Here is an 11,953-nt window from a genome sequence, read left to right as displayed (position 1 = left end):
CTCCAGCTTAAGGGTGAGAAGAAATAACCATCTGGGATGGGCTGCCTACCGGCGTATAGTCCGGCTCAAAATGCAGTTTTCCGTCGCGTTCCACGCGAAAACGGGTGATGTTATCGCTGCGCTGGTTCATTACGTATAGCCAGCGACCATTGTCCGCCAGCGTCAACGTGCGCGGGTAATCGCCGCGCGTCCAGACATCGTCCTGATGGGTTAGCGACCCATCGGCTTTCACCGTAAAGTGCGCGATGCTGTTATGCAACCGGTTGGCGACATACAGCTGTTTGCCGTCACCGCTTAATACCAGCCCGGCGGCAAAACTGGTGCCTTTATACGCTTTCGGTAGCGCCGAAACGGTTTTCCCCGGCTGCAACGTGCCGGTGGTTTTGTTCAGCGCATAGTGCGTGAGCGTCGAGGCTTCTTCATTGATCAGCCACAGGCCGTCGCCCTGCGGTGTGAACACAAAATGGCGCGGCCCGGCACCGGGTGAAGAGGCGCTAATAAAGGGTGGATCATTCGGCGTTAACGCGCCTGTTTTGCCATCAAACTTATACTGATAAATGCGATCCAGCCCCAGATCGGTAGAAAAGACAAACTTCCCGCTCGGATCGGCGGCGATCATATGCGCATGCGGGCCATTGTGATCGCTCATCGCAAAACTGCCTTCCACCGCCGCAGCCGGTTTCGCCGCGCCCGGCTCGCCCTGATCCTGACGCGTATCCACCGCCTCACCGAGGCTACCATCCGCTTTCACCGGCAGCACGGCAATCGATCCGCTAACGTAATTTGCCACCAGCAAGAAACGTCCCTCCGGCGTCAGCGACAAATAAACCGGCCCGGCACCACCGGACGCCACCTGGTTCAGCACGCTCAACTCGCCGTTATCGCCAATATGCTGCGCCTGCACCGCGCCCTTTTCCACCTCGCTGGCGAGATAGAGCGTTTTACCATCCCGCGCAACTGTCAGCTGTGCCGCATTCGGCAACGGGCTGACCAGCGTTTTATTGCCCAGCGCCCCGGATTGCGGGTCAACGGTAAAACGGTACAGCCCTTCGCCATTCGGGTTGTAGGTGCCCACCCAGGCGTATTGCGTTTGTGCCATGGCGCTGGTCGCCAGCAGAGAAAGTGAAACGGTAAGCAGATGACGAGCGGTAAGCATGAGAGCTCCTTACGTGACGAGGGGAGTTTCCCCTCCCTTATCGGGAGGGAAGATCGTTTACTTCACCAGTGCTTTGGTCATATCCAGCAACTGGCGAACATCCGCCGGGCGCGTGTCGCCACTCGCCTTATCAATGATTGAACTGTAAATATGCGGGATCACTTTACGAACGCCCGCATCCAGCGCGATTTGCAGGATTTCACTGAAGTTGTCCAGATCGATTCCACCGGTCGGCTCCAGCCAGAAATCATGCCGCGCACAGGCTTGCGCCACGGCGATGAATTCGTCGCGGCATTTCAGCCCGCCCATCGGGAAATATTTAATGGAGCTGCCGCCCATGTCTTTTAGCAGCGCAATGGCGGTTTCCACCGGCACAATGCCGTCTGGCGCCTGGCTGCTCAACGGCCCGGTGGAGATTTTTACCATCCCCGGCGTGCCGGTTGGCGAGACCAGACCGTTAACCACCGTGTCGTTCTGTCCGAGCAGGGCGCGACTGGTTGCTACGCCGGTGAACACCTGATTAACGTGCTGCGGTTGTACTTCACGGGAGATGGCGCTGACCATTGCCGACTGGTTCGGATCGCCCGCGCCGAGGCCAACGGAAAGCGCATTATCAATACGCGCCGCATAGTCGCGCATATCCGCGACGGCAGTAGCGACATCCGGGTAGTTTTTCGACAGCACGCCGACCAGCACATGGCCTTCTGCGGCCTCGTAAATCGCGCTGGCGTTCTCTTTGCTGCCCGCCAGCACGTTCAGACATACGCGGTCGCGGTAAAAATTTGGCGTCAGTTTCATGCATTTGTTCCCTTATTCAGTTCTTCGGCGATGCGGCGATAAATGATCGTCAGTTGATCGGCGGTGACGCTGCGCACATCGGCTTCGATAATCCCTTCATTGGCTTTATAACCACGGAAGTAAATGGCGTATTCACCCTGTTTCAGGGCGCTGACCAGCTCGCCAGTGGCGATCCCGGTGACGGCTTCATCAAATTTGATTTCGGTGCGGGCAATATCGCGCCCGGCGCTGTCCCACACCACGCGTGCGCTCACGCCTTTCAGCGTGTTTAGCTGGTCGATAAACGGCGTCATTTTGGCGACCATCTCCGCCCCGCTCTCTTTACTGGCTGAAAGATAGTGTTCAATGGCGCAGGTCAGACCGAGAATGCCCTCTTTGCCCACTTTCATCGCCCGGCCAATGCCCGCCGTCTGGCGTTTTACCCACTCTACATACTGCGTTTTGCCGATCACCAGCCCGCTGGTTGGCCCTTCGATCGCTTTTGCGCCGCTGTAGATGACCAAATCGGCGCCGGCGCGGTAGTAGCACTGCAAATCCTCTTCTGCCGCCGCATCAACAATCAGCGGCAGGTTGTGCTTGCGCGCCACCACAGCCGCTTGTTCCACGCTGAGCATGCTTTTCTGTACGCAGTGATGAGATTTGATAAAGAGGATCGCCGCCGTGCGCGGCGAGATTGCCGCCGCCAGTTGATCGGCAGAGCATTCGTTGGCGTAACCGGCTTCCACCACTTTGCCGCCGCCCAGCGCCACCATGGTGCCAACCGGCGCGCCAAAGTTAACGTTATGCCCACGCGGCAGCACGATTTCGTTGTTCTCAATCGGCGTGCTGTGCAGGTTTTCCAGCAGCCAGTCGCTGTCACGTACCAGCACAGCGGCGACGGACTGGGCAATCCCGGCCGACGCGCACGACACCACGGTCGCGCCTTCAACTTCCAGCAGTTTCGCAATGTATTCACCGGTTTTATTCACCAGGTCTTTCATTTCGAAGTAGTGATTCATGCCGCTGACTACGGCGTCGACCACTTCCGGGCGTGGCGTGGAAACGCCGAGCGCCGTCATGCGCCCGGAGGCGTTAATCACCTGTTTCAACTGGTACTTATCATAAATCGAAGGCATGTTCGGCACTCCCTTGTTCGGTCATATAGCCCTTGCCTGCACGAATGGCGGCAAGCGGCGTGAGGATGTGTTCGGCCTGTAATGTCTCGTTTTCCGCATCGGTGAACAGTACCGGCTGGCGTTTCAGGTCGAAAATGGTCAGGTCAGCGTCAAAACCTACGGCAAGACGCCCTTTATGCTTCAGGCGCAGGCCATCGGCAGCGTGGTCGGTCACACAGGCGATAACCTGTGGCAGCGACATGCCAATAGCGAGGAATTTGGACATCACATTCGCCAGCGAGCGCACCGGGCCATCGATACGGTTGCGGCAGTAAATGTCGGAACTGATGGTCTGCGGCAAAATGCCAAGCGCGATAGCTTGCTGTGCCACCGCAAAGCTGAAACTGGCGCTGCCGTGTCCAACATCAAGGCGCACACCGCGTGCAATCGCGCGAGTCACGGAAGCTCGCAGCTCGCCAGTTGGCGTCAGAATGCGGTTTGGCTTGCCGTTATAGCAGTGGGTAATGATGTCGCCGGAAGTGAGCAGATCGGCGATTTCATCGAGATTGGGCGGGTTGTTGCCAATATGCACCATCAACGGCAAATCGCCGTTTTCTTGCTGGATGACTTTGGCGCGTTGCAGCGGCGTGATGCCGTTATCGCCGACGACGCTACTGCTCATGCGCGCTTTCAGGCCGACAATAAAATCCGGGTGGCGTGTTATGGCATCGCGCGCGGCGTCGGCGTCAATATGAGTCAGGTTCGCCAGCTCGTTTTGCGCAATCAGCCCGACGCGGGAAATATTCAGCAGCGCGTAAACGTCCGTCGTCGCCGTGCGGGTAATAGCATAGAAATCATCAATGTCATCCGCGCCGGTGCTTCCGGCGTCAATCACTGTGGTGACGCCGGTCTGAATGCCGACGCTATCGGGCTCATCGTGATAGATGGGCGAGTTGGGATAGCAGTGGACATGGGAGTCGATCCACCCGGCGCTGACATAGTGTTCGCCGTGTAAATCCACGATTTTTGCCGCCGGGCCGTCGATATCGCCAAGCGCCGCGATTTTGCCCGCCGCGATGGCGATATCCGTCACCGTGTCGTCAACCAGACGCGCCCGGCGCAGGAGTAAATCAAACATGCGAATCTCCAGGAGTAACGGGCGCCGCAGCGCCCGCGGGTGTCAGAGGGCTACCGGGAAAATGGAGCCCAGCAGCATCGCACCGAGGATCGCGCCCCCGGTGATCGGCTTCTGCCAGAGGTAAAACAGCAGCGCGCCAATCAACGAACCAATGCCAATCGGAATAGAAGCGGTCATCGCGCTGAGGATAATCAACGGGCCGAGGAAGCGACCGGAGGCGTTACCCGCGCCCATCATCACGTCTGCGCCGTAGGTGGAGTCGCTCTGGTTGATGGTGAACTTACGCGCCAGGATAATCAGGTAGCCAATCGCCAGGCCAATGATCAAACCGGTTGCCAGCGAAGCCACAAAGTTCGCCACCGGGAAGACAAAGCCTGCGCCGAGCAGCAGCGCCGGCACACCAAGGCCAACCCCGGTCTGGATAGCACCACCGATATCCAGGATCCCGACCAGCGAACCTTCGATAATGCGGGCGAACAGGAAGCTAGCGCCAAACGCCGCTACCGCGCCATAAACCCCGGTATCCATGCCGGAGCGCAGCATCGAGACAAACGCCACTTCGTTAAACGCGCCAATACCGTACAGGTAGTACATGTGTGTCCCGGCGAACACGCCGGAAGAGAGCAGGCCGACAAAAATCGGGAATGACCAGTCGGCGTACCAAAACCCTTTATTCTGTTCCATCTCGGTTCCTTATTTGCCGCTGAGCGAGTTGTGGATAAGCGACAGCCAGTCCGGCGCGCTCAGGTGGAAGGACTCGATCATTTTCAGATCGAAGCCACGGAAGAAGGCGCTCAGGACAAACAGCGCGACAATCGCCGTCATCATCACTTTGGTGACGCGGTTCCAGCCGCTCTCTTCCACACCTTTACCTATCAGAATGCCCAGCACCAGACCCGGTACGGCGTTACCCATAATCAGCTGCGCTGCGCCGCCAAAGACGGTCGCCCAGAAGCCGGATTTCTTGCCCGCATCAATCGCCGCCAGCCAGAAAATCACCGGCATCACGGTGTTGACCAGCAGGTTCGCGGCCGGAACCAGCACTTTCACCGCCGTCACCTGCAACGCCGCCGGAACGGAGGAAGCGGTCAGGTTGAGGAAGGTGACGACCACCATGCCGATAAGCCCACAGGCGATAGCCATCTTTTTCGGATCATGCAGGGTTTCGCCCACGTTGCGGTTTTTCACCATCAACGCAGCAGCACCCCAGTTCGGAATAATGCGGTGGTCAACGTCCTGCGTGAACGACCCCGCCGCAACGGACGACGCCCAGGCGTTAAAGAAGAAACCCAGACCAAACGAGAAGTGCGAAGCCGGGTCCCCTTCGCAGGAGTTCAGTTCGCCCAGTGTACGAAATGCGCCCATCCCTTGCGTGGTCGGCGCATGGAACATGCGTGCAGCCCCTGCGCCCACACCGACGCCCACCAGGCCGCCGATAATGAGCGATTTTATTAGTATGATTAAGAACATCAGTCTGCCCTCTTCTACCCTGTGATACTGGCTCACGGGGTATGCGGTGAGTTATTTCGTGACGAAATCCACTTTATCGAGATTGATGGCGGTCACGTTGACGGTGACGTCCAGCTCCACGCTGTACGTGCGTCTTATCCGGCGCAGAAAGAGGAACAAAAACGCCTCTTTGCGCGTCGTTTCCTGCGCCTGAACAACCTGCACGTCCTGTGGCTCAATGCGCAGTAAAATGTGCGGCGACGCTTTCATCACCGCGGCCTGAACATGGTTCAGCGCATCGGCGAAGGCGCGCGCTTTCGCATCGCCCTTGCCGTTTACCCTGACCGTGGTGGTGAACTGTTCTTTCATGGTTATGCGCCGTATTTTTTCTGCCACGCCTGCACCAGACGCTCGCCTAACTCTTCTTTGTCCATAAAGCCAAAGCCCAGCACGTTGCAGCCTTCGTTAATCGCCGTCACGCCCTCTTCCACAGAACGCATACCGTATTTTGCTTTGTAGCCATGCTTGTTCTGCGCGGTGATAGCGCCCGCGCCGCCGCTGCCGCAAAAGGAGATGCCAAAGGTGGCGTTTTCCGCTTTCATGACGTCGCCAAGCTTCATATCCGCCGCCACGCCCGGCACGACCACCGCGCGGCCGCCCGCTTTTTCCACACCTGCCGCCACTTTCTGGCCTTTACCCAGGCGGTCGCCAATCACTACGGTAATCTGTTCCATTTTTCGCTCCTTAAAGGTTGTCTTTCGCCACTTCGAAGTGCACCGACAGCAGCCAGGCCTCTTCATCCGGAAGGTTGCCAAAGGCCGCCACAACGTCGCGGGCAAGGCTCATGGATTCCGCCGAGATCTCGTCGAACAAGCTGGCGTCCACTTCCGGCAGCGGTTCGCCGGTCACCGACCGGTGCGCCATCGCGCGGACATGAGAAGTCAGCATCTGTTGCTGCACCGCGTTCGGCGTAATGTTCTGAGAACTGAGTAAGGCATACACCTGCTTCAGCATGCGTTCAGCGAGGGTTGCCGTTTGCGCAGCCTGCTCCGCGTCGTTTATTACCGCTCCGTTATTCACTCGTCGTACCCCGTTAATGGCTTCGGAATAAAACTAACGTTGCAGGTTAAGAGTTTGTAGCGAGGAGTTTTCCACTTCGAAGTGGAAACGCGGAAGGCTTTAGTGATCTGCGCCTCAAAATGAGGCCGTTCAGGGATTTTTCACTGTATAGCGGTCACAATTTTGACCTAAAGAGGCGGAAAAACGGCAGCCCCAAAGCACAAAAAAACGGCGGGCGGGAGGGGAAAAGTGTGAGGTGAATAAGGTTTACTTATTCCTGCCCGCTGTTCAGCGCCCGCAACAGATAATCCGTGAATGACGACACCAGCGGCAACAACGGCCTGCCGGGTAAATGTAATAAGTGCATCGGGCGCGGCGGCGGCAAATAGCCCGGCAGCACGGAACACAGACGGCCTGCATCGATATCCCGCTGCAACATGATGTCGGCGTGCTGCACAATCCCCAGCCCGGCCAGCGCCGCCTGGCGAATTGCTTCGCCGGAATCCACCATCAGCCGCGGCGTAATCGGCACCTCGTGCTTACCGTCCTGCCCGTCCAGTTGCCAGCTGTGATCGGATCGCCACTGGCTAAAACTGATGCAGTGGTGCTGTTTCAGCGCCTCCGGGGTTTCGGGCGTGCCGTGGCGAGCCAGATAGTCTGGCGATGCGGCGAGGATCATCTGGTACGGTGCCAGCGGAATGGCAATCATCCCCTCGTCGTTGATAGCGCCGACGCGAACAGCGAGCTGGAAACGCTCCTCAATCAGCGAGACTTTGCGATCGCTAAGCACCATTTCCGCATCCACGCCGGGATATTGTTGTAAAAAACGCGACAAGATGGGGGTTAAAACATGGTTGCCCCAGGCCACCGGCGCGCTGATGCGCAGCAGGCCCGAGACATTTTCATAAAGATGATTGGCTAACCCGTCCGCTTCGCGAACGGTGGCGAGGATTTGCAGGCCATACTGGTAAAAACGCTGACCGGCTTCGGTTAGCCCCTGGCGGCGCGTGGTGCGGTGTAGCAGCTTGCAACCGGTGCGACGCTCCAGTTCACGCACATGTTTACCGACCATCGCCGGGGTGATGCCTAACGAGTCGGCGGCGGCGGTAAAACTGCCGAACTTGATGGTGCTGACAAACGACTCAACGCATTTGAGATAATCCATTTTCCACCCGCATTCTAAACTTTCATTATTAAATGAAGATAACAACGCCCCATTTATCCGCAACAGCACGCGGGAAATAATAGCGCCATTATCGTTTGTTGGATGTTGAATTATGCAATCGCTGGTGTTCAATGAGTTTGGCGCATCGGATGTGCTCTTCATGCGCAATCACCCCACGCCGCAGCCCGGCACGGGTGAGTTGCTGGTTGAGGTGTCTGCCGCCGGGCTGAATTTTGCAGATATTTATCGCCGCCAGGGGCGTTACCCACTGGCAGGAAGCGCCCCCTGGGTTGCCGGGTATGAAGGTGCCGGCCAGGTGATTGCTGTGGGGAGCGGGGTAAGCGGCTGGCAGCCGGGCGATCGCATGGGCTTTGCCGATGTGCCGCTGGCGCACGCCAGCCATATTGTGGTGCCGCAGGAACATGCTATTCGCCTGCCTGACTGGCTTTCTGAAGCGCAGGCGGCGTCGATTCTGTTGCAAGGCTTAACCGCAGATTATCTGTTGCATGACGTGTTGCCGGTGGTACCCGGCATGCGTGTCGCCGTGCTGGCCGCCGCTGGCGGCGTGGGCAGCCTGCTGACGCAAATGCTGGTACACCGGGGGGTGCAGGTGTTCGCCGTGGCCTCAAACCAGGCCAAGCAGCACCTCTGTCTGCGTAACGGCGCGGATGCCGCCGCCGATTACGACTCATGGCCTGAGCAGGTTCGCGCCTGGCATACAGCGGGTTGTGACATCGTGTTTGATTCGGTTGGCAGCACGCTATTACAAAGCCTGGAGAGCCTGAAAGAGGGCGGGCGCGTGGTGCTGTTCGGCATGTCCGGCGGTGCGATCCCCACGCCGGATCCGGCGCAGTTTTTGCTGCGTTCCACCGGCGTTATCGGTGCCGATTTGTGGACTTACCTGACATCGCAGCAAGAGCGGCAGCGCCGCGCCGATCGCCTGTTCGCGCTGTTAAAAGAGGGACATATTAAATTGCCGGAGGTGACATCTTTTCCACTCTACCGGGGGAAAGAGGCGCATGACTTGCTGGAAAACAGAAGGTTTAGCGGGAAGGTGATTTTGATCCCCTGACCTTGCGCGTTTTTTAAAATGAAACAGCACCAGGGAAGCCCATAATAAAAAAGCATTCACCAACTAACAGGTGAAATGCCAGGTAAGTAAGCGTTGTTATTTAAGATATGTGGAATTGTTCCGTTCATTAATAGAACGGTTTTCTGAATAGACGTCCGTATCGTGAACGGGATAAGGGGGACACCGCGTCCCCCTTATCAATCCCCGCGGCCCCGCGAGAAATTGGTGCTACGCACTACGCTCACCTCCCGAGTGTCTGTCTTCGGTCGGCTCGACTCGAGATTACTCGTCCCATCCCTGGGACTCGCCCCTTCGGGGCCAGCGCAAGCGCTGTTCAAAATGGCTCCTGGCAATTTTGTCGTGTCTCGTTTCGCCTCTGGTCGCCATCCCTGGCGCCCAGACCTTGCCATTCACTCTTCGGTTCGCCAATTTCAGCGGGGACTCAACCCCTTCGCTTCAACATTAAAACCTGAAACAGCAGATGCATCGCTATAAAAAAAATGGCCGCAACGTTGCGGTTGCGGCCATTTCAAATCTATTGCTGATTAACGGTATTTCTTGTGATAGGTGTTGCGGGTATCAATGAACCCTTTGGCGGCGTCCTGCGCCTCTTTCACTTTGCCTTCATTAGCCAGTTTCAGCGCGCCGTCAATCTGCCCGACCAGCACATCAAAGCCGTGGCGGAAATCTTTCATCTCCACGCTGTCTGCCGCTTTACCTTCCAGTTTCGGCGGCGTCGCTTTTTGTGCATCCAGCGCAGCGGTACGCATTTTGGTTAATGCATCTTTCATCTCGCCAGCGTCGCTGGTTTTCTGCACCACTTTCAGATTGTCATTCAGGGTGCCCATATCATCTTCAAGATCGGCGGCGAACACCGACGATCCAACAAATAACGATGACACAGCAAGGATCGCTAACAGGTTTTTACGCATTGCTCACTTCCTTTTTATTATTCACGCTAAAGGCGCAACGCCGTGCGCCACGGAGTTATTGTCCGGCGATTTTCATCTCCGGGAGTAACACTGAACCACACTGAATATTGCTGCGGTGTTCGATATCGTCACCAACGGTAACGATATTACGCCACATCTCTTTCAAATTTCCTGCAATGGTAATTTCGCTCACCGGGTACTGGATTTCACCATTTTCTACCCAAAAACCGGACGCACCGCGCGAATAATCACCGGTAATACCGCTCACGCCCTGCCCCATCAGCTCAGTGACCACAAGGCCGGTGCCCATCTCTTTGAGCATTTGCTCAAAGCTCAAACCGCGCCCGGCAATGCGCCAGTTATGGATACCGCCCGCATGTCCGGTGCTTTTCAGCCCCAATTTGCGCGCGGAATAATTGGTCAGCAGCCACTGCATCAGCACGCCATCTTTCACGATATCGCGGCGTTCGGTGCGCACGCCTTCGCTGTCGAACGGTGAAGAGGCCAGCCCTTTAAGCAGGTGCGGATGTTCTTCGATAGTCAGCCATTCCGGCAGGATCTGCTTGCCGAGATAGTCCAGCAGGAAGGTCGATTTGCGGTAGACAGAGCCGCCGGCAATCGCCCCCACCAGGTGGCCAAACAGGCCGGTCGCCACTTCGTGACCGAAAATGACCGGCGCTTTCATGGTCGGCAGCTTGCGCGGCGACAGGCGGGACAAGGTGCGACGCGCGCACTCTTCGCCCACCCACTCCGGCGTTTGCAGTTCGTTGATATCACGGCTGATGGTGTACGCGTAATCGCGCTCCATGTCGCCATTCTCTTCGGCGATCACGCAGCTTGAGAGCGAGTGGCGCGTGGAGCAGTAGCTTTGCAGCATGCCGTGGCTGTTACCGAAGACTTTAATGCCGTAGTGGCTGTTAAAGCTGCCGCCTTCGGTATTATTAATGCGTTTATCCGCTTTCAGCGCCGCCTGCTCGGCGCGCGCGGCCCATTCAATGGCTTCATCCGGCGTCACTTCCGCCGGGTGGAACAGGTCGAGATCCGGTGCCTCAAACGCCAGTAGCTCTTTATCTGCCACGCCCGCGTAAGGGTCCGGTGAGGTGTAACGTGCGATATCAAGCGCGGCCTGTACGGTGCGGGCAATCGCATCCGGGCTGAGATCGGTTGACGAGGCGCTACCTTTACGGTTCTGGTGATAAACGGTGATCCCAAGCGCACCATCGCTGTTAAATTCGACATTCTCCACTTCGCCGTAGCGCGTGCTGACGCCGATCCCGGTGGTTTTGCTAACAGCCACTTCCGCACCGTCCGCTTTTCCGGCAGCTAATTCCAGCGCTGTGGAAACCGCCTCTTCCAGCGTTTTGCGTTGTTGTGCAACTTGTGTGATTACTTTCATTGCCAATGCCATAATTAAGGGAGAGATTCTTTGAAGTCTAACAGAGAACCGTTTTTCAGTGCGCGCCTTAACTGGTAACATTAGCCTCTTTTTTTAAGGAGCCTGAGATGACAAAGCAGCCCGACGACTGGCTCGACGACGTGCCCGGTGATGATATTGAAGACGAAGATGATGAGATCATCTGGGTCAGTAAGAGTGAAATTAAGCGCGATGCTGAAGAGTTAAAGCAGCTCGGCGCCGAAATGGTGGATCTTGGCAAAAACGCGCTGGATAAGCTCCCGCTCGACCAGGATCTGCGCGACGCCATTGAGCTGGCGCAGCGCATTAAGAAAGAGGGTCGCCGCCGTCAGTTGCAGTTGATCGGTAAAATGCTGCGTCAGCGCGATGTCGATCCGATTCGCCAGGCGCTGGATAAGCTGAAAAACCGCCACAACCAGCAAGTGGCCTTTTTCCACAAGCTGGAGCAGATCCGCGATCGCCTAATTGAAGAGGGTGATGATGCAGTGCCGGAGGTGCTGAACCTGTGGCCAGACGCTGACCGCCAGCAGTTACGCTCGCTTATCCGCAACGCGAAGAAAGAGAAAGAAGGCAACAAACCGCCGAAATCCGCGCGTTTAATCTTCCAGTATTTGCGTGAACTGGCTGAAACCAGCGAGCAATAACCTTTCTGCATAATCCCTCTCCTGCGGGAGAG

At 57.1% G+C, this 11,953-nt stretch carries 14 protein-coding genes; 2 read left to right on the top strand and 12 right to left on the bottom strand.

Going from position 1 to position 11,953, the window contains the following annotated elements:
- Window positions 1-7: 7 nt before the first annotated feature.
- From IP581_RS02480 to IP581_RS02435, 10 genes are all read right to left on the bottom strand, one after another.
- Window positions 8-1,156 carry a lactonase family protein gene (locus IP581_RS02480; protein WP_193821673.1) on the bottom strand — a complete coding sequence of 383 codons (1,149 nt, stop codon included), beginning with the start codon at window positions 1,154-1,156 and terminating at the stop codon, window positions 8-10.
- A gap of 57 nt (window positions 1,157-1,213) precedes the next feature.
- On the bottom strand, window positions 1,214-1,954 hold the full coding sequence (gene dagF, locus IP581_RS02475; protein ID WP_193821672.1) for a 2-dehydro-3-deoxy-phosphogluconate aldolase: 741 nt from the start codon (window positions 1,952-1,954) through the stop codon (window positions 1,214-1,216).
- Complete coding sequence (locus tag IP581_RS02470) at window positions 1,951-3,069, bottom strand: DgaE family pyridoxal phosphate-dependent ammonia lyase (RefSeq protein WP_193821671.1); 1,119 nt, start codon at window positions 3,067-3,069, stop codon at window positions 1,951-1,953. The genes dagF and IP581_RS02470 overlap by 4 nt, the downstream gene beginning before the upstream one ends.
- Entirely contained in the window at window positions 3,053-4,186 is a 1,134-nt protein-coding gene (locus IP581_RS02465; RefSeq protein ID WP_193821670.1) for an amidohydrolase/deacetylase family metallohydrolase, read from the bottom strand. The genes IP581_RS02470 and IP581_RS02465 overlap by 17 nt, the downstream gene beginning before the upstream one ends.
- A gap of 42 nt (window positions 4,187-4,228) precedes the next feature.
- A complete protein-coding gene (locus IP581_RS02460; protein WP_020456290.1) occupies window positions 4,229-4,870 on the bottom strand; it encodes a DUF4310 family protein in 642 nt (213 codons plus the stop codon).
- A gap of 9 nt (window positions 4,871-4,879) precedes the next feature.
- Entirely contained in the window at window positions 4,880-5,656 is a 777-nt protein-coding gene (locus tag IP581_RS02455) for a DUF4311 domain-containing protein (protein WP_017459108.1), read from the bottom strand.
- A gap of 51 nt (window positions 5,657-5,707) precedes the next feature.
- Window positions 5,708-6,004 carry a DUF4312 family protein gene (locus tag IP581_RS02450; protein WP_086872947.1) on the bottom strand — a complete coding sequence of 99 codons (297 nt, stop codon included), beginning with the start codon at window positions 6,002-6,004 and terminating at the stop codon, window positions 5,708-5,710.
- A 2-nt stretch (window positions 6,005-6,006) separates the two neighbouring features.
- Window positions 6,007-6,369, bottom strand: coding sequence for an SFCGS family glycine-rich protein (locus tag IP581_RS02445; protein ID WP_020456288.1), 363 nt, complete (start codon window positions 6,367-6,369; stop codon window positions 6,007-6,009).
- A 10-nt stretch (window positions 6,370-6,379) separates the two neighbouring features.
- Window positions 6,380-6,715, bottom strand: a complete 336-nt coding sequence (locus IP581_RS02440) for a glycine dehydrogenase (protein WP_086872948.1) — start codon at window positions 6,713-6,715, stop codon at window positions 6,380-6,382.
- Window positions 6,716-6,965: 250 nt separating this feature from the next.
- Window positions 6,966-7,859: a LysR substrate-binding domain-containing protein gene (locus tag IP581_RS02435; protein ID WP_193821669.1), complete on the bottom strand. Its 894-nt coding sequence runs from the start codon at window positions 7,857-7,859 to the stop codon at window positions 6,966-6,968.
- A 109-nt stretch (window positions 7,860-7,968) separates the two neighbouring features.
- Between IP581_RS02435 and IP581_RS02430 the strand changes: the two genes are divergently transcribed.
- Window positions 7,969-8,931 carry a quinone oxidoreductase family protein gene (locus IP581_RS02430; protein WP_193822632.1) on the top strand — a complete coding sequence of 321 codons (963 nt, stop codon included), beginning with the start codon at window positions 7,969-7,971 and terminating at the stop codon, window positions 8,929-8,931.
- Between the two features lie 545 nt (window positions 8,932-9,476).
- Here IP581_RS02430 and cybC read toward each other — a convergent pair.
- On the bottom strand, window positions 9,477-9,863 hold the full coding sequence (cybC, locus tag IP581_RS02425) for a cytochrome b562 (RefSeq protein ID WP_193821668.1): 387 nt from the start codon (window positions 9,861-9,863) through the stop codon (window positions 9,477-9,479).
- A gap of 55 nt (window positions 9,864-9,918) precedes the next feature.
- Window positions 9,919-11,271, bottom strand: coding sequence for a metalloprotease PmbA (gene pmbA / locus IP581_RS02420; protein ID WP_086872951.1), 1,353 nt, complete (start codon window positions 11,269-11,271; stop codon window positions 9,919-9,921).
- A 95-nt stretch (window positions 11,272-11,366) separates the two neighbouring features.
- Here pmbA and yjgA point away from each other — a divergent pair, with 95 nt between their 5' ends.
- The gene (yjgA, locus tag IP581_RS02415; RefSeq protein ID WP_017459116.1) at window positions 11,367-11,921 is read left to right on the top strand and encodes a ribosome biogenesis factor YjgA; all 555 of its coding nucleotides are present in this window, start codon (window positions 11,367-11,369) and stop codon (window positions 11,919-11,921) included.
- Window positions 11,922-11,953: the final 32 nt, after the last annotated feature.

Origin of the sequence: Kosakonia pseudosacchari (assembly GCF_015167415.1) — a bacterium.
Classification (GTDB): Bacteria; Pseudomonadota; Gammaproteobacteria; order Enterobacterales; family Enterobacteriaceae; genus Kosakonia; species Kosakonia pseudosacchari.
The sequence above is the reverse complement of the archived record's forward strand: the minus strand, read 5'-3'. Positions and strand labels throughout refer to the sequence as shown.

Bases quoted from the DNA above. Each gene is read 5' to 3' on its own strand.
- IP581_RS02480 (WP_193821673.1), bottom strand. From the start codon at position 1,156: ATGCTTACCGCTCGTCATCTGCTTACCGTTTCACTTTCTCTGCTGGCG.
- dagF (WP_193821672.1), bottom strand. From the start codon at position 1,954: ATGAAACTGACGCCAAATTTTTACCGCGACCGCGTATGTCTGAACGTG.
- IP581_RS02470 (WP_193821671.1), bottom strand. From the start codon at position 3,069: ATGCCTTCGATTTATGATAAGTACCAGTTGAAACAGGTGATTAACGCC.
- IP581_RS02465 (WP_193821670.1), bottom strand. From the start codon at position 4,186: ATGTTTGATTTACTCCTGCGCCGGGCGCGTCTGGTTGACGACACGGTG.
- IP581_RS02460 (WP_020456290.1), bottom strand. From the start codon at position 4,870: ATGGAACAGAATAAAGGGTTTTGGTACGCCGACTGGTCATTCCCGATT.
- IP581_RS02455 (WP_017459108.1), bottom strand. From the start codon at position 5,656: ATGTTCTTAATCATACTAATAAAATCGCTCATTATCGGCGGCCTGGTG.
- IP581_RS02450 (WP_086872947.1), bottom strand. From the start codon at position 6,004: ATGAAAGAACAGTTCACCACCACGGTCAGGGTAAACGGCAAGGGCGAT.
- IP581_RS02445 (WP_020456288.1), bottom strand. From the start codon at position 6,369: ATGGAACAGATTACCGTAGTGATTGGCGACCGCCTGGGTAAAGGCCAG.
- IP581_RS02435 (WP_193821669.1), bottom strand. From the start codon at position 7,859: ATGGATTATCTCAAATGCGTTGAGTCGTTTGTCAGCACCATCAAGTTC.
- cybC (WP_193821668.1), bottom strand. From the start codon at position 9,863: ATGCGTAAAAACCTGTTAGCGATCCTTGCTGTGTCATCGTTATTTGTT.
- pmbA (WP_086872951.1), bottom strand. From the start codon at position 11,271: ATGGCATTGGCAATGAAAGTAATCACACAAGTTGCACAACAACGCAAA.
- yjgA (WP_017459116.1), top strand. From the start codon at position 11,367: ATGACAAAGCAGCCCGACGACTGGCTCGACGACGTGCCCGGTGATGAT.